We start from the raw sequence: 18,281 nt of genomic DNA on the forward strand, positions 1-18,281 counted from the left end.
CAAAATGAATTCACTTTCAACACACTCCCTTTTGTTTAGAATAACCAATTTGGAGTGTGAGAATTAATAAGATTTAAAGAGTGGTAATCAAAACAGCCCCGCTTAGGTGCGAGGCTGAAGGTATTTCGTACTTTATTATTGCCGTACGGTACTTTCCCGGAGAATAAACTGACTGTCGTACATCTCAAAGTAAACCCCTTTTTTCGCCAGTAGTTCTTGGTGTGATCCTGACTCAATAATTTCACCTTGATGGATAACTAAGATTCGATCAGCATTTTCAATAGTCTTCAGTCGGTGAGCGATAATAAAGCTCGTTCTCCCTTCTGTTAACCGATTAATTCCTTTTTGAATCTCGATTTCAGTAGTTGTATCTATACTTGAAGTAGCCTCATCCAGAATTAAAATATCTGAATCTGCTAGGATCGCCCGTGCAATTGCAATTAATTGGCGCTGTCCTTGGCTCAAGTTTCCCCCACCTGAAGTTATGTGAGTATGATAGCCTTTAGGAAAATGCTTAATAAATTGATGTGCAGAAGCCATTTTAGCGGATGTAACAACATCGTCATCTGTAGCTCCCAACTTTCCATATCTGATATTCTCCATGATAGTACCAGAGAATAGGAACGTGTCTTGCAATACAACCCCTATCTTCTTCCTCAATGAACTAATTTGGTAGTCGCGAATATCTCGACCATCTACCTTGAGTACACCAGCAGTCACATCATAAAAACGCGACAATAAATTAATAATCGTTGTTTTACCAGAGCCGGTAGGACCAACAAGTGCAATTTTCTCACCAGCTTTTACGCTGAAATCAATATTCTTTAAGATTGACTTACCTTCATCATATCCGAAATACACATGCGAAAACTCCACGTTACCCTTTAATGAATCGACAACTTTGGCATTCCCTTTGTCCTCGATATCCGGAGTTTCATCCATTATTTCAAATACCCGCTCTGCACCGGCAATAGCCGATTGAAACATATTTAATAGATTTGAAAGCTGATTAATTGGCCTAAAAAACTGCCGAGAATAAAGCACGAAAGCCCCAATTATTCCTACACTTGCAAAATCATAAACGGTCAATACCGCTCCAACCGCTATGACAAGTCCAAGGCCAAGATTATTTATGAAGTTGTTCACGGGACCCAAAAATCCCGACACTGTATCAGCATCCATAGCCGATTTCCGTAGACGCTCATTGATTTCCGAAAATTGTTGGTTACTTTTTTCCTCTACTCCAAATAATCGTATAACTTCACTACCTGCGATAGATTCCTCGATTACTCCATTTAATTCTCCTAAATCGCGTTGTCTTTTAATAAAATGACTACTACTATATTTAATTAGCTTTTTTGTTGTAAAGATCATTAAAGGAATCACAAGTAGCGTTACAATTGCAAGCACCCAACTAAGTGAAAACATCGCAATAGATACTCCTGTAATCGTTAAAGTCGATGAGAGAATTTGAATAACACTTTGACTTAATGCATTGTTCAAAGTATCGATGTCATTCGTCACCCTACTCATTAGATCACCGTGTGTCCGCTTGTCAAAGAATCGCAAGGAAAGTGTTTGTAGTTTATTAAATAGATTTTGTCGTAAACTACGTATTGTTTCAATCGATACTCGTACCATCATGAAGGTCTGTAGCCAAGTGAATAAGGCAATTCCTATATAAACAACTGCGAGTATCCCTAAAAAAATAACCGTACCAGCAATGTCTTTTGGAATGATATAACCATCGATAATAATACCGATTAAATAGGGTCCAACTAGCCCAAGAATTGTGGATAGGATAACAAAAATAATCGAGGTAACCAATGCCACTTTTTGTTTCTCCATTAGATCCCATATTCTTTTAATCGTACCCTTCCAATCCTTTGCTTTTTCGACAGGACCACTTAATCCTCGCGGTCCACGTACACGGTTCATCATATTGGAAGTCGACTGTGAACTCGTTTTACTCATCCATGATCAACCTCCTTTCCACTCTGTGTCGCATAAATGGCTTGATATGTTTCACTGATTTCCAGTAATTCAGCGTGTGTGCCGCTAGCCTCAATTTCTCCATCTTTCATCACCAATATTTGATCTGCATTAATGATGGAAGATATCTTTGAAGAAATAATAAATACGGTTGTATTTTTGTATGATTTCCGTAACGCATGTTGAACTGCGCTTTCAGATAAGGCATCGATTGCGGAGGTTGAGTCATCAAGCACTAATATAGTCGGCCTGCGAATAAAAGCACGAGACATTGATAGACGTTGCTTTTGGCCACCCGATAAATTAGTTGCACCTTGCATCAAGGAATGGGCAAACTTATCGTCGAATCTCGATATAAACTCACTTGCAGCTGCTGATTCAACCGCCTGCTCCAACTCACTACTTGTAGCATATTCCTTTCCGAAACGGACATTCTCTTCAATAGTCCCAGAAAACAAGGTCGCCTTTTGTGGGACGAAGCCGATACTAGCACGCAAATGTTCAAGAGGGTAATTCTTGATATTAATTCCATCAATAAGAATTTCACCTGAATCTGGGTCATAGAGGCGGGGTATAAGTTTTACTAGAGTTGATTTACCGCTTCCTGTGGTGCCGATAATTCCAATTGTTTTTCCTGACTCAGCTGTAAACGAAATATTCCGAAGTACGTTGTTTCCATTTTTACTATAACTAAAATTCACCTGTCTAAATTCTACTTCACCCTTCAGTTCACTTTTTCTAAAAGACTGAACGGGTTCAGCTATGTCAATTTTCGTTTCAAGAGTTAGAAGAATTCTCTCTGCAGAAGGAAACGAGCGTGCAATTTGCATTAATACATGACTACTACTAATCAACCCATTCATCATAATGTTAAGGTAATTAATAAATGCTAGGATGACACCCACCTGAAGTGTACCTTCATTCACCTTAATTACCCCTAACCAGAGCCCCGCAACTACTCCTAGATTGACAACGAACATCATAATTGGCATAAGCGTTAAAATAAGTTGTTCAGCAGACATCAGTCTATTCGACAGCAAACGATTCACTTTATTAAAGTTTTCCTTTTCGTACTCTTGTCGGTCAAATGCTTTAATTACACGAATCCCCGCTAACGTTTCCTGAAGCTTTGTATTTACCTTATCCATCGCTTTTTGCACCTTAGCGTACAGCTTCCCAGACTTCATTGAGAAAAAATAGATAAAAGCAATCAGAACCGGAATTGATACTAATAGAACCGGAAACAGTTCTCTTGCTGTAAACCAAACGATTATGACTGAACCGATAAATAATAAAGGTCCTCGAACAAATATACGCAAAGTCATGATAACAGCCTGCTGTAAAGTCGTAATATCGTTCGTTGTTATCGTAATTAATTTACCTGTTCCAAACGAATCGATATTCTGATTTGAAAATTGGCCTATCTTTCTAAATACATCACGGCGGATGTCCGTAGAAAAATTCACAGCTGACTTCGCTGCATAGATTGAACTACCCATTCCACCAATTAAACCAATAATTGCACACAGAAGCATGAGTAGTCCTAGTTTAATGACATATCCGTTATCTTGATTCGCAATTCCTGTATCTATCATCTTCTGCATAATATTTGGCTGGAAAAGGTCCATCACCACTTCTATACACATAAAAAGCGGTGCTAAGATTACATACCAAAGATATGGTTTAAGATACCGTATTAATTTTTTCATGGCTTTCATGAAAACTTCCCCTTACTTCTTGCTTTTCTTTTTTAATTGCTCGGTTACTCCATCAATAAAGGTAATTAACTCCGTTACCTCCTCAGGATTTCCGCGCGTTTTTTTGACAACATTTCTAACCTCTTTTTCCCATCGCTCCATTGCGGACTTAAGCTTTACAAATTCTTTGGAGTTTCTCCAAGTCATTCTCTCCTTCCACTCTTCCCAAAAATCCCCATCATGTTTTATTTCTTCCAATCTATTTAAACCACTGGTATTGATTGAATAAATTTTTTTGTTCCCATGCACATCCTGCCTTATTAAATCTTGATCTTCTAATTCTTGAAGGGCTGGGTATACTGTACCAGCACTTGCAGAATATGCACCATTTGAACGATCTTCTAATTCCTTCATAATTTGATAACCATGCATAGATTCTTGCTTTAACAGATGTAATATTGCTAACTGAACAAACCCTCTTTTTCTTCTCATTTTAGCCTCCTTATTTATATCGGTAATTATAATCGATATATCGATATTCCTCAATCGTAATCAAATAAAAAGTGGGTTCTTGAATAATTGCACACATTTTCCAAATAATACAACGGTGGGATAGCTTTCCTTGGATATTAAATATCGAAATGGTTAAGGGGGAATTAAATCTATGTTATTTCGAAGGCATGTAGTCTTTAACATTCTAATTGTTTTGTTTCCATGGCTAACATTGCTATTAATGGGGAAGCGAGATGTAAAGCGTTATTCATTTGCTGGTATCTTTATTATCTTTTTTGAGATACTCAACCATATGTATGGTTACAAACAGAAGTGGTGGAAGTTTTACGATAGACGCAGGTCATTTTTCAAGGATGAACTTCCGTTTAGCATTGGCCCTTATATGCCTTTGTCTATGTGGCTACTTAAGCTTTCATTTGGAAATTTTAAAAAGTTCATCACTCTCAATGTAGTTTTTGATGGCATCTTTGCTTTTTTCATTATGGATGTTTTTAAAAAATTTAAGATTATTAAGCTTAATAAATTATCCCGTTTACAATTTTTCTTCTATATTCATTACAAAGCATATCTTCTATATGCCTTCCAGTACGTATATGAAAAATACAAAAGATATATTTAAAACAGAGAGGCTACTTGATCCATTCAATCCAAGTAGCTTTATGTATTTTTTAGTCAGTATTATACTTAAGCCGAAAAACATTCAATCTATAAAAGACGAAAATTTTCTGTTTTAGATTATGTATATGAATCAGTTCAAATAATAAAGCGGATATTTAGGAGCATTCTGGATATATAGTTCGGAAATTGCTTCTATTTTTAAGAAAACGGGATATTATGTCGACTAGACATGGCTTTATGCGGTTATATCACCGAATCTATTATTATATCACGTTTGCTACTATGCTAATATTGTTGATATGATTATATTCAGTTAATCGAACTGAAGAGTTTAGTTACCAATAAAACATATTTGTGAATTTATTCACAAATAGTAAAAGAGGAGTTGATAGGATGGGAACTGATATCCAAGCAGATCAAAATCACGATGCAATGAGTGATGATTATTCATTGGATAGGGTACCACTTAACAAGAGAAATATGGGTTGGTTAAGTATAACAAATATCACTTTCGGAATTGCTACAGCTATTTTTTATTTTCAAATGGGAAGTGTAATGGCACTTCAATTTGGTGCTATTAATGCCATCATTTCAGCTATTTATGCGATTATCGTAGCCGGTATTCTTGGTACATTCATTGCTTACTTATCTGCAAAGTCAGGTATGAATGTCAATTTACTATCAAGGGGTGGCGGATTCGGATATATTGGCGCATCATTAACCTCCATCATTTATGCCACAAATTTCATCATGTATTGTGCACTTGAAGGTTTAATTCTAGTGGCAGCAGTCCACGAATTTATACCTACTATTCCTGAGTGGGCCTTAATTCTTTTCTTCGGAACCATTGTCATTCCATTAAACTGGTTTGGAATCAAACAATTGGATAAATTACAGAAATGGTCACTGCCTCTTTTTGGCATCTTTTTAATTGCCGCAATTATAATGGCTGCTATGACACCTTCTGTATATAATGGGAGCTTCTGGTCCTATATGCCAGAGAATGTACAAGTTGGAGGTACTGCTCTCTTGTTATGTATTGGTATGCAGCACGGCATTATGGGATTGACCCCCCTACTTGCATCTGATTACGCACGGTTCTTAAAACCTAAAGATTTGAAAATTGGGGCATTTGCAATTGGGTTCGTCCCACAAATTTTCTGTTTTGGCGTTATGGGCGGATTAGGCATTTGGTTCGGTGTCCGACTGGGTGAACCAAATCCTGGTGTGTACATTGTCACCCTTCTAGGCATGTGGGGAGCTTTATTTACAATGATTACCCAAGTTCGAATTAACGTTACGAACATATATAGTGGTTCGCTATCTCTTTCAAACTTCTTTGAAAACATGTTTCACTTTAAACCTGGAAGACGTTTTTGGGTTATTGTAACAGGAGTATCTGCCATCATTCTAATGCTTACAGATATCGTAAATCATCTCGGAACAGTTTTAACATTTCAAGGTGTCTTCTTATTGTCTTGGGCGGCAATTTTAGTTACGGATGCTGTCTTTGTTAAAAGAATATTAAAAATTGGCCCTGGGTATTATGAAGCTAGACAAAAGAATTTATTTAAATGGAATCCCGTAGGTGTAACCGCATTGTTAGTTTCAAGTGCCCTTGGGACTATCGCGGCACTCGGTTTTATGGGAACCTTTTTACAAAGTACAGCTGCATTCTTTGCAGCAATACTTGCATCTATCCTCACAATACTAGTAGCAATAGCTACCAAGGGAAAATATTATATAAAACAAGAAGCAGCGGACATTAAAAAAGAAGAATACGTTGCTTAACGGCTTTTACCCTCTACTTTATTGTAGAGGGTTTTTACTTATTACTTATCCGAATTCGTAAATTCTTCGTCAATTCTGCTCATGAATTCCTCTGCAGCGTTATATCCTTGTTGCCTTAGATACCAGTTGTTTGCGGCAGCCTCAATTAGACCTGCTACATCACGTCCAGGCTGTAACTGTATTTCAATTGATGGGATCTTCACACCCATATATTCCATTGTGTTAATCTCCTGGTCTAGATCATTATACAAGCCGTCCTTTTCCCATTTCGTTAAATGAATATCTAAGGAAATACGTGTTTCATCTTGAAATGCTTTACGTCCATACATCCGAACCACATTTAATAGGCCAATGCTTCGTAAAGCCAAGAACTCCTTTGTCTTTTCGTCATGTGTTCCTAAAATGGTTTGTGGACTTAGTTTTTTTAAAACAACAATATCATCCGCTACAAGTCGATGGCCTCTGCGAATCAGTGTATGTGCTGTCTCACTTTTCCCCACACCAGAGTTCCCACGAATAAGGATTCCTATCCCCGACACATTCATGCAAACCCCATGCACCGCAATTTGCTCAGCTAATTCCTTTATCAAAAAAGAATCTAATTTAACAATAAAATCGGAAGTTACCTCAGGTTCATTTGTAACTAACAACGGAATTCCTTGCTCTAAACAATGATGTGTTAAATAGGTGAGTCCTTCCTCACCACACGTCACAATGAAACAAGGTGGGCGATATTGAACAATATTCCCTATTCGGATTCTACGTTCTTCTTTTGTTAGCTTATGTAAATAGGTAATTTCCTTTTTTCCAAGGATTTGAACTCGTTCAGTTGGAAAAAAGTCAAAATGCCCTACGAACTCTAGACCGGGCCTATGTACCCTAGATTGTGTAATATTATGATGTAACTGGTCTTCACCAGCCAATACCTTTAATGAGAACTTACGAACCAAGTCTCCTACCGTAACCTGTTTCAACCGGCCACTCACCGCCCCATTTTGCTTATTTACATGAAATTATACTTTATCAGCAGTGAAAACGTCATCTAGATGTTACTAAAATCTCTGAAAACTAATTCTCTTTCCCCTTAGATACAGGGTTTTCGTGATAAGAAATCCAATCGCTATAACTTCCAGCATATAGTCTTACGTTCTTAAACCCCGCCATTTTTAAAGCTATATAGTTGGGAGTGGCTGTTACACCTGAACCACAATATACGATAATTTCAGCCTCTTCGTTGAGGTCTGTGAATCTCTTTTTCTGTTCTTCATTATCTTTAAATGCACCTTGATCCAATCCCTCAAGCCAACACTTATTAAGGGCTCCTGGGATATGCCCCGCGATTCGGTCAATGGGTTCAACTTCTCCAAGATAGCGGCTTTCATCTCTAGAGTCTATCAATATCGATGATGGAGACTTCTGGGCGACTATTTGTTTTACTTCCTCATAAGAAGCAAGCATATCCTCTTGAATATCCTCTACAAACAGAGCCGGTTTTACTTCAGGTACTTCGCTCGAAGTTGGATAACCCGCTTCTACCCAGCCTTTAAAGCCTTCGTTAAGAACATAAACCTTGTCATGACCTATGTATGTCAACAACCACCAAAAGCGAGAGGCAAATTGGCCCTCTCCTCCATCATAGGCAATGACTGTTGTTGTATTATCTATGCCCACCTTCTCAATCTCACGCTTAAACTGCGCCATATCCGGAAGCGGATGTCTTCCCCCGTGCTTTTTAACTGGAGCAGAAAGTTGCTTTTCTAAATCAAAATAGAATGCCCTTGGGATATGACTCTCGGTATAGAGTCTTCCTCCTTCTTCAGGGTCTCCTAATGCAAATCGGCAATCGATTATTCTTACATTCTCGTTATGTAGTTGTTCAACTACCCATTCTTTATTTACAACAAAATTCATATTACTCCCTCCTTTATTTTGTTTGGGAAAGACCTCAATAGATCTTTACTAAAAATAATCCGTACTTCTTCTAACCATTCAGCTTCTTGATAAATACAACCTTAAGGTAGTTGCCCTCCTTGAATGACTGTAAGGTTTGGAAATCCTCTGGTAAAGAAAATTCCTCTACCAATTTATATGTACTGTTACTTTCCTTAAATGCCGTATCAATAAATCCTTTGAATTTCTTCATGTCAAATGATGCACTATTTGTGGAAGCAACAATTACCCCATTTTTCTCCGTAATGGCAATCGCTTCTATCAATAGATTTTTGTAATCCTTTTCAGCACTAAATGTAAATTTTTTCGACCTTGCAAAACTAGGTGGGTCAAGAATCACCACATCAAATTTCAAATTCTTTTTACCCGCATATTTAAAATAACGAAAAACATCCTCAACAATGATGTCATGTGCTTCATAATCGATTCCATTTACACTAAATTGTTCAATGGTTTTCGGTAGACTACGATTAGCCAAATCAACACTTGTTGTCTTTGTCGCACCACCCAATGCCGCATAAACAGAAAATGCCCCTGTATATGAAAAGGTATTTAACACTGTTTTCCCTTTTGCATACTTATCACGTATGGTCTTTCTCACATTACGCTGGTCAAGAAAAACCCCTACCATTGCTTCTTCGTTAAAATAGACAGCAAAGTGAACCCCATTCTCTTTTACAATAATCGGAAATTGACCTCGCTCTCCTGCTACAAACCCATCTTCTTCTATAAACTTTCCTTCCGCACGAAACCTCTTTTTCTGGTAAATAGCTTTGTACTCAACTATATTTTGAAGCGCTGCTAGAATATCTTCAAAAAATGTATAAATTCCTTTACTGTACCAATTTATTAAGTAATACCCATCAAAGTAATCAATGGTGAGACCTCCAATTCCGTCTCCTTCTCCATTAAAAACCCGAAAGGCATTCGTATCCTTTTCAACAAAGAATGACCTTCTTTTATCTAATGCAGCTTTAATCTTCCTCTCAAAAAATCCCTGATCAATCTTCTCATTCTTATTCTTGGTTAGGACCCAGCCATATCCTTTGTTTTGCTTGCCGTAATATCCTTTTGCTATGAATTGATCCTTTTCATCGACCAGGTTAATTAATACGCCCTCTTCTATTGAATTTATCTGTTCCATCACTTGTTTTGTGATAAGGGGGTAACCGCCTTTATACTTATTAGCGTATTTTGAAGGTACCTTTATATGTAATTCTGTTTCCATTATCTTCATCCCATTCTATGGTCTTCTTTTCACCTATCATACAATTATCTTCACTAAAATCAAAGACGTCTTAGTGATTTGCTCAAGTTCACGTCCATAGAACCTCGAGGCCTTCCGCTGGAAAATTAAATAGGGCCATCCTTCGCTACCTTCAAGTAACGAGGTACTGACCCTACTTCTAATTAGTGATTACTTATTCATGGCAGAAAGAAAATCCCCAAGAAGACTGTCTAAATCAGTGTCTTCCGTGGCCTCTTCCTCATTAGGTACTTCTTGTTTTGCCGTTTCCCACTTAAAATTATCTAAATCATCATCAAAGCTGTCAACCTCACTCGTCGCAGCAACTTCATTGTGTGATACTTCGTCCTCAAGTGATGGTTGAACTTTATGTTCCTCTACTGATATTTCCTCTTGAAGGTATAAGGCTTCATCCAAATCAACCGACTTACTATTTAACGACGCAAGAAGTGCAGTTGCACGTACTGGATCCGATAGAAGCTGATGTATGATACTTCCTAGTAACGCCTCTGAATGTTCATGCTTTAACCAATTGCGTTGTGATTTACTTAATTTGTGAGGAAGTGGCACAGTAATAACTTCTCGCTCTCTTGAATAGGACTGGCCGACACCCTGCATGACATACTCCGCTATCTTACTTGAAAAGTTTCTACGCTCTGTTTCTTTTAACTTTTGGAGGTGTTTTAATAAATGATCAGGTGTATCGGATGGTACACGGAATGAAATGGCTTGGCCCCTTTTGACCTCAGTTGAGGTAGACTTTCTCATAAGATCACCTTATCTCATTTTTTAACTGGCTCTTGCGGTACTTTTTGCTTCTCCGTTTTTCTTACGAAATCTGTTATGAGCTTATAATAAGCATTGGCCATCATCCAAATACTCTCTTTTTCATCCTCAAAGAATTCGATATTGTAGCCATCAAGGTTATTGTTCAAGGTCTTCATATAGTCCTTTAACACATTTGATCCACCACCAACAAAATAGCAGATTTCAGTTTGCGAGTTTTTTAGCCATACATTACGTAGCAAGCGATATTGTTTTTTTGCTAAATCCAAGAGAATTCGATCTGTAATATCATGTACACTTGTCCGACTTCCTTTTACCATAATATGATTGCGATTATTTTTTCTTGTAATAATATCAACCACATCACGGCGACTGTCTAACTCGACTCCATGTTTAGACCGAATTTCTTCTCTGATTGCTTCTAATGATTCAGATACTCCAAGGTTAAATCCTTGCGCCTTATCATCATCGACAGTTCGATTACGAATCACTGCAATATCAGTTGATAATCCGCCAATATCCTGAATTAGGATTCGTTTATCGATTAAATCTTTATTAATTACTTTCAAGTCATTATCCATAACAAGATTAATATAAGCAGCAAATCCTTCTGGATATATTTTGACCTCATTAAATTTAATATTCACCTTTAATCCTTGATATCTTGGAGTCACGAGAAACTCTACCTGGTGAACAGAACCTGTAAGTTTTGATCGATATCCTGCATCCTTACCTTCCTTTACTTCACGAAGTGGCAGACCGGTTCCAAGTGTATAATTTGCATCAATTATATTTTTTTGACGAGGGAAAGTTGAAGAATTTTCCTCCCTAACCGCATCCAATGCCAATGTTGCAAATAACATAATTAATGTCTGGTCCTCTTCTGATTTACTACTTCCCGGGTCCAACTCTGAAGCACTACCACTCTTTGTTGCTAAATGACCGACACGATAAATAACGTTATTATCCTTTAGGGCAGGGGAGTGGACCCTGATGTGAATTCCTTCAAGTGGATCCTTGCTATTTAACTCTTCTATTCCAATGACCGGACGGTCCTCAATATCTCTTGCAATAATATTAGGTATGTTTAATTCGTGCTCTAGCTCTCCAAAGATCGCCTTAATAGAGTCATTTCCAACATCAACTGCTGCAATTCTAGACTTAGACATTCAAACATCATCCCTTCAACTTAGTAGATTATTTTTTTCTGTATCTCTTTATTTAAAGGGTAGTAGAGATTACTAGATTCCACAATGACTACTAGTAAAAAGAAATATAATTGTAAACCTGTAAACACCTTGTAAACATGTCGTTATTTGTAAACATTTCTGTATACAATGATTACAAAGGTGTACACATGTCGTCACGCCGGGTTGTATACTACTTTGTAAACAAGTAAACGGTATTGTATACAATCTGTTTACACTTTATATACACGTAAACAAAAATGTATACAGCAAAAAAAGAGAGGGTATTTCCAAATTCATAGAAATACCCTCTAGCTTTTATCCTCTATTATTACTTTATTTGCCCATTTCCTCTAATCGTATATTTGGTAGAAGTTAATGCTTGTAACCCCATTGGTCCACGAGCATGGAGCTTTTGTGTGCTTATTCCAATTTCAGCACCAAACCCAAATTCAAAACCATCTGTGAAGCGAGTTGATGCATTATGATAGACTGCTGCAGCATCGACCTCTGTTAGAAATTGCTCAACATTTTCAGTTGATTGAGAAACGATTGCTTCTGAATGTTTTGTTCCATATTGGTTAATGTGGGCAATCGCCTCGCCTACATCTTCGACTACTTTTATGGCTACCTCTAGACCTAAGAATTCCCTTTCCCAGTCTTCCTTCGTTGCAGGAACTATATCATTTCCTATCTGTTGGACTCTATCATCTCCGTGTATACGGACGCCTTCAGCCTGTAGAGTCGTGATTAACTCACCTAGATATGTGGTCGCCCAATCCCTTTGAACGAGTACATTTTCGATTGCATTACACACAGAAGGCCGTTGGGTTTTGGCATTTACCGTAATCTCGAATGCCATCTTCGCATCAGCCGTTTCATCTATATATACATGACAATTCCCTGCACCTGTTTCCAGTACTGGAACCGTAGAATTTTGAACAACTGTTTGAATTAACTTTGCCCCACCTCGTGGAATTAGCACATCCAAATACTCGTTTAACTTAAACATTTCAGATGCCGTTTCACGACTCGTATCTTCTAGTAACTGTACAGACTCAATTGGTAAACTGCTTAATTCAAGAGCATGCTGAATGACTTTTACGATTGCTTTATTCGAATGAATGGCGGTTGAACTACCACGTAATAGCACTGCATTACCAGTTTTTAAACACAGACTTGACGCATCTACGGTTACATTTGGCCTCGCTTCATAAATCATGCCGACAACACCAAGAGGTACCCGAATCTGTGTAATCTGAAGGCCATTCGGACGCTCCCACTCCTCTACCACTTGGCCGATCGGATCATTAAGTTTTGTTAACTGAATCAGAGCATCTGCTATATCATGAATCCTCTGTTCGTCTAATTTTAATCGGTCTAGTAGGGATTCGCTCATACCATTTTCTTTTCCAGCCTGTAAGTCCTTTTCATTTTCTTCCATAATAAAAGCTTGTTCCTTGATAAGTTGTTCAGAAATAATTGAGAGTGCATGATTTTTTTGTTCCGTTGTCGCTTTTGCTAAGATTTGTGCAGCCTTTTTTGCCATTTTTGCTTTTTGAATTAACTCACTCATACTCCATTCTCCTCTCTTTTTGACTTACCCAGTTATCTCTATGAATCACAACTCGTTGGTCACTGTTTACTTTAACCATCGCCTTTGTGCTTGATAGTCCTTTAATTTCTATTAATTGATCAGAAGAAAAATTCACTTTTCCTTTCCCGATAATTTCTCCCTTTAGGTTTACAACCTCTACTACGTCATTGATTTTAAAATTCCCGATTATATTTGTAACCCCTGCTGGCAGGAGACTTTTACCTTGTCGTAATATAGCCGCAACGGCTCCTTGGTCGATCTCAATTTTTCCATTTGGAATTGAATGTAATGCGAGCCACTGTTTTGATGCTTTCATTCCTGGATGTGAGGAATTACCAATATAAGTTCCATCTCCCTTTCCAGCAAGAATATCAACCAATTTATCGTCTCCTGTTCCAGACCCTATAAATACTTTAACCCCCAAGCCCAATGCAGTCCTTGCCGCCTCTATTTTCGACTTCATTCCGCCAGTCCCTACCTTAGAGCCTGGTTCCGTAGCACCACTAACTAATTCTTCATGTATTTTATCAAGGAAGTTATACCTTTTTGCATCTGGATGTGTTCGTGGATTTTGATCATAGATTCCATTGACATCCGTAAGAATTACTAAAAAGTCAGCATGGACCAGACCACTTACTAAAGCAGATAACATGTCATTATCTCCGAAGTTTAATTCTTCTAGTGATACAGAATCATTTTCATTAATAATGGGAACCACATTTCGTTTTAGTAACTCAGAAAGAGTTGCATGCGCATTGTTGTATTGATCCTTGTAGAGAAAGTTCTGCCTCGTTAACAGTAATTGTGCGACAACGACCCCATGTTTTTTAAACTCCTCCGTATATCCTCTTAATAAAAGCCCTTGGCCAACTGCCGCCGCAGCTTGTTTGCCCGCTACCGTTTTAGGGCGGGACGGATAACCAAGGTCCATAAAGCCTGCTGCAACAGCTCCAGACGAAATGAGAACGACCTCATGTCCTTTTTCCTTTAACAGTGCTATTGCGTTAACATGCTCACGTAATTTCTCAATACTGAGGCCACCATTTTGATTCGTTAAAGAGCTACTGCCAATTTTGACAACAATTCGTTTCTTCTTCACTTCATTCACCCCGGATTGATAATCAACTACAATTTCAAACAAATCCTCTGTATATAAAAAAAGGCCCTTCCATCCCTATAAAAAGGACGAAAAGACCATATAACCTTTCGTGGTACCACCTTTATTGATACTGGATGCTCCAGTACCCACTCAATAGCCTTTAACGCGGGCAACGGCTAGGTTTTGCCTAGCAGTTCAAGGGACAGGTTCAATAGCATTGCAGGCGCGTAAAATCTTTCAGCCCATGAATTTTACTCTCTTTTACCTGAGGACTATCTACTGGTTCCCTATCATTACTTCATATTTATAATAAGTGTCACTTGCCGTTTATTAGATTAGGAATATTATGAATCAATTTTATATCGATGTCAATGGATGCTTTTAAATCAAAATTACCATTTATGAGCGGTATTATTTTTTTCTAAAATCCTAATAATAAACTGCAGTGCCTTGTCCATCATATTAGTTGACATAGGTATTAACATCTATATAATAATTAGTATAAACAAGTAATAATTATAGATTTTTTAGTCAATAATGCTAATAATCTATTTTTAAATATTTTATTTGGAGGAATTTACTATGTCACTTATTGGAAAAGAAGTACAACCATTCACAGCACATGCTTATCATGCAGGTTCAGGCGATTTTATTGAGGTTTCTGAACAAAACTTAAAAGGTCAATGGAGTATTTTCTGCTTTTACCCAGCTGACTTTACTTTCGTTTGCCCTACTGAACTTGAGGATCTTCAAAATCAATATGCAACATTAAAAGAATTAGGTGTTGAAGTATATTCTGTATCTACTGATACTCACTTCACTCATAAGGCATGGCATGATCATTCTGATGCTATCAGCAAAATTGAATATATTATGATTGGTGACCCTTCTCAAAGAATTACACGTATCTTTGACGTTTTAGACGAAGAAGCTGGTCTTGCAGATCGTGGAACTTTCATCATTGATCCAGACGGTGTTGTACAAGCACTTGAAATCAATGCAGGCGGAATTGGCCGTGACGCAAGCACTCTTGTTAACAAGATTAAAGCTGCACAATACGTTCGTAACAATCCAGGTGAAGTATGCCCGGCTAAATGGGAAGAAGGCGGAGAAACACTTAAGCCAAGCCTAGACCTAGTCGGCAAAATTTAAGGGGTGCTATAAATGGTATTAGATGCTGATATTAAGCAACAATTAACTCAATATCTTCAACTATTAGAAAATGATGTACTGCTCAAAGTCAGCGCTGGATCCGATGATGTATCAAAGGACATGGTTTCACTCGTTAATGAATTGAAAACAATGTCACCGAAAATTAAAGTTGAGGATTCTCAATTAGAACGAACACCTAGCTTTAGTGTCAATCGAATTGGGGAAGATTCAGGTGTAACATTTGCTGGTATTCCCCTTGGACACGAATTTACTTCCTTTGTGTTAGCTCTTCTACAAGTTAGTGGACGAGCTCCAAAGGTTGAGCAGAAGCTAATAGATCAAATTAAAGACATTAAAGGTGAATATCACTTCGAAACTTATGTTAGCTTAAGTTGCCATAACTGTCCTGATGTTGTACAAGCACTTAACTTAATGAGCGTTCTCAATCCTGGTATTACACATACTATGATTGATGGTGCTGCATTTAAAGAAGAAGTTGAGAGCAAAGATATCATGGCTGTTCCTACCGTATTTTTAAATGGAGAGAATTTCGGCAACGGTCGTATGACCCTTGAAGAAATCCTCGCTAAAGTTGGTAGTGCTCCTGATGCTTCAGAGTTTGCTGATAAAGATCCATTTGATGTTCTTGTGGTTGGCGGCGGACCTGCTGGAGCAAGTGCAGCAGTCTATGCAGCTCGTAAAGGCATTCGTACTGGTATTGTTGCTGAACGCTTTGGCGGTCAGATTATGGATACCCTTGGCATTGAAAACTTTATCAGTGTTAAGTACACAGAAGGCCCTAAGCTAGCAGCTAGTCTTGAAGAGCATGTAAAAGAGTACGATGTAGATGTTATGAACTTACAGCGTGCCAAACGCATTGAAAAGAAAGACTATATTGAGGTTGAACTGGAGAACGGTGCTACTCTAAAAAGTAAAACCCTCATCCTTTCAACAGGTGCACGTTGGCGTAATGTTGGCGTACCTGGTGAAGTAGAGTTCAAAAACAAAGGTGTAGCCTACTGTCCACATTGTGACGGTCCATTGTTTGCAGGTAAGGACGTAGCCGTTATTGGTGGCGGAAACTCAGGTGTAGAAGCTGCCATTGACCTAGCAGGTATTGTAAAGCATGTAACAGTTCTTGAATTTAATTCTGAACTAAAGGCTGATACAGTGTTACAAGATCGTCTCTTCAGTCTTCCAAACGTTACTGTTATTAAGAATGCCCAGACAAAAGAGATTACTGGTACTGACAAAGTAAATGGAATTACGTATACTGACCGTGAATCTGGAAAAGAACATCATGTTGAACTTCAAGGTGTATTTGTCCAAATTGGTCTCGTACCAAACACAGATTGGCTTGATGGAACAATTGAACGCAACAGAATGGGTGAGATTGTTGTTGATAACCATGGTGCAACAAGTGTTCCTGGTGTATTTGCCGCTGGAGATTGTACAAATAGTCCATATAAGCAAATCATCATTTCAATGGGATCAGGTGCAACTGCATCACTAAGTGCATTTGACTATATCATCCGAAATAATTGGGATACAAATACAGATGAGTCTGGTAAGAAAACACTAGTTCATCAATAATAATTCAAAGCAACTTTACTACCTAACCAGGTGTAAAGTTGCTTTTTTCGTATTATTAGTAAAAGACACTTTTACTAATATTTTCTATTTAATTACCTTCTTCACCATGCAAATAGGTAAAATGTAAAATTTTGTAAATAATACTTGTCAAAGGTTTTTCTAGCTCTTTACAATAGAAGTAGTGACAACCTACATAAGAAAATGGAGGCTAGGGCCTTGGATTATATTAAACCTAATCAGTTAATCGAAGATGTTGCACAAACTGGTGCTTATAAAACCACCTTGAACATAAGTGATATTTTAATAAAAGGGATCTTATCTGGTGCCTTTTTGGGTTTTGCTACAACACTAGCCTTTACAGCTACAATTGAAACAAACTTGAGTATTGTAGGAGCTATAGTCTTTCCTGTCGGGTTTGTGCTTGTATTGTTATTAAGCCTCGAGCTGGTGACTGGCAACTTTGCGATGCTACCACTTGCAAGGATGAGAGGTCTTACTTCTAGTAAAAGGATGGTTTACAACTTTTTTTGGGCCTTTCTTGGAAATCTTCTAGGAAGCATTTTGTATGGAATATTATTTTATATCGTAGCAACAAAATTGGGACATATCACTCAAGGGGCGATGATTGACAAGATTATTACTGTAGCTGAAGGGAAAACTCTTGCATATAAAAGCCTTGGTGGAGATGGAATGATTGTTGTTATTACCAAAGCAATATTATGTAATTGGATGGTTACTTTAGGAGCTTTTATGGCATTTATTTCGAGTTCTACAATTGGAAAAATTGCTGCTATGTGGCTTCCTGTGTTTTTATTTTTTGCCCAAGGTTTTGAGCACGCCGTCGTAAATATGTTTGTCATTCCAACAGCTATATTTATGGGTGCAGATCTTACATTAGGTGATTGGTGGCTGTGGAATCAAATTCCTGTTACTATCGGAAACTTTATTGGTGGATTTATTTTTACTGCGTTGGCACTTCATTTAGTTAATAAGAAAAAGGTAACAAAAACCGAAGCCATAATACTTAACTACCCCCATTTGAAGGATAAAGAAATATAAA

15 protein-coding genes are annotated in these 18,281 nt (G+C 37.8%); 5 read left to right on the plus strand and 10 right to left on the minus strand.

All coding sequences use genetic code 11. From position 1 onward, the window contains the following. Nucleotides 1–135 precede the first annotated feature (135 nt). The 3 genes from CZ490_RS17130 to CZ490_RS17140 are packed head-to-tail and all read right to left on the minus strand — an operon-like array spanning nt 136 to nt 4,181. Nucleotides 136–1,938, minus strand: coding sequence for an ABC transporter ATP-binding protein (locus CZ490_RS17130; RefSeq protein ID WP_077621101.1), 1,803 nt, complete (start codon nt 1,936–1,938; stop codon nt 136–138). Between the two features lie 32 nt (nt 1,939–1,970). Continuing rightward, entirely contained in the window at nt 1,971–3,710 is a 1,740-nt protein-coding gene (locus CZ490_RS17135; RefSeq protein WP_077620046.1) for an ABC transporter ATP-binding protein, read from the minus strand. Nucleotides 3,711–3,722: 12 nt separating this feature from the next. Next, a complete protein-coding gene (locus tag CZ490_RS17140; protein WP_077620047.1) occupies nt 3,723–4,181 on the minus strand; it encodes a PadR family transcriptional regulator in 459 nt (152 codons plus the stop codon). 172 nt (nt 4,182–4,353) lie between these two features. Here CZ490_RS17140 and CZ490_RS17145 point away from each other — a divergent pair, with 172 nt between their 5' ends. After that, nucleotides 4,354–4,821, plus strand: coding sequence for a hypothetical protein (locus CZ490_RS17145; protein ID WP_077620048.1), 468 nt, complete (start codon nt 4,354–4,356; stop codon nt 4,819–4,821). 392 nt (nt 4,822–5,213) lie between these two features. Beyond that, nucleotides 5,214–6,611, plus strand: a complete 1,398-nt coding sequence (locus CZ490_RS17150; protein WP_077620049.1) for a purine-cytosine permease family protein — start codon at nt 5,214–5,216, stop codon at nt 6,609–6,611. 41 nt (nt 6,612–6,652) lie between these two features. Here CZ490_RS17150 and hprK read toward each other — a convergent pair whose 3' ends face one another. From hprK to proB, 7 genes are all read right to left on the minus strand, one after another. Next, entirely contained in the window at nt 6,653–7,585 is a 933-nt protein-coding gene (gene hprK / locus CZ490_RS17155) for an HPr(Ser) kinase/phosphatase (RefSeq protein WP_077620050.1), read from the minus strand. Nucleotides 7,586–7,679: 94 nt separating this feature from the next. Further along, nucleotides 7,680–8,522, minus strand: coding sequence for a sulfurtransferase (locus tag CZ490_RS17160; RefSeq protein ID WP_077620051.1), 843 nt, complete (start codon nt 8,520–8,522; stop codon nt 7,680–7,682). Nucleotides 8,523–8,592: 70 nt separating this feature from the next. Beyond that, nucleotides 8,593–9,789, minus strand: coding sequence for a class I SAM-dependent rRNA methyltransferase (locus CZ490_RS17165; RefSeq protein WP_077620052.1), 1,197 nt, complete (start codon nt 9,787–9,789; stop codon nt 8,593–8,595). Between the two features lie 189 nt (nt 9,790–9,978). Then, on the minus strand, nt 9,979–10,575 hold the full coding sequence (locus tag CZ490_RS17170; RefSeq protein WP_077620053.1) for a hypothetical protein: 597 nt from the start codon (nt 10,573–10,575) through the stop codon (nt 9,979–9,981). Between the two features lie 14 nt (nt 10,576–10,589). Next, nucleotides 10,590–11,762: a ParM/StbA family protein gene (locus tag CZ490_RS17175; protein WP_077620054.1), complete on the minus strand. Its 1,173-nt coding sequence runs from the start codon at nt 11,760–11,762 to the stop codon at nt 10,590–10,592. Nucleotides 11,763–12,111: 349 nt separating this feature from the next. After that, nucleotides 12,112–13,356 (minus strand): glutamate-5-semialdehyde dehydrogenase, encoded by a 1,245-nt coding sequence (locus tag CZ490_RS17180; RefSeq protein WP_077620055.1) that lies wholly within the window; start codon nt 13,354–13,356, stop codon nt 12,112–12,114. Further along, entirely contained in the window at nt 13,349–14,476 is a 1,128-nt protein-coding gene (proB, locus tag CZ490_RS17185) for a glutamate 5-kinase (protein ID WP_077621102.1), read from the minus strand. The genes CZ490_RS17180 and proB overlap by 8 nt, the downstream gene beginning before the upstream one ends. Before the next feature lie 582 nt (nt 14,477–15,058). Here proB and ahpC point away from each other — a divergent pair. From ahpC to CZ490_RS17200, 3 genes are all read left to right on the plus strand, one after another. Beyond that, a complete protein-coding gene (gene ahpC / locus CZ490_RS17190; RefSeq protein WP_077620056.1) occupies nt 15,059–15,628 on the plus strand; it encodes an alkyl hydroperoxide reductase subunit C in 570 nt (189 codons plus the stop codon). A gap of 12 nt (nt 15,629–15,640) precedes the next feature. Beyond that, nucleotides 15,641–17,221, plus strand: a complete 1,581-nt coding sequence (gene ahpF / locus CZ490_RS17195; protein ID WP_077620057.1) for an alkyl hydroperoxide reductase subunit F — start codon at nt 15,641–15,643, stop codon at nt 17,219–17,221. Between the two features lie 216 nt (nt 17,222–17,437). Next, entirely contained in the window at nt 17,438–18,280 is an 843-nt protein-coding gene (locus tag CZ490_RS17200; RefSeq protein ID WP_077620058.1) for a formate/nitrite transporter family protein, read from the plus strand. Nucleotide 18,281 lies beyond the last annotated feature (1 nt).

The sequence above is a fragment of the Litchfieldia sinesaloumensis genome, from assembly GCF_900156865.1.
Taxonomy (GTDB): Bacteria; Bacillota; Bacilli; order Bacillales; family Bacillaceae_L; genus Ferdinandcohnia; species Ferdinandcohnia sinesaloumensis.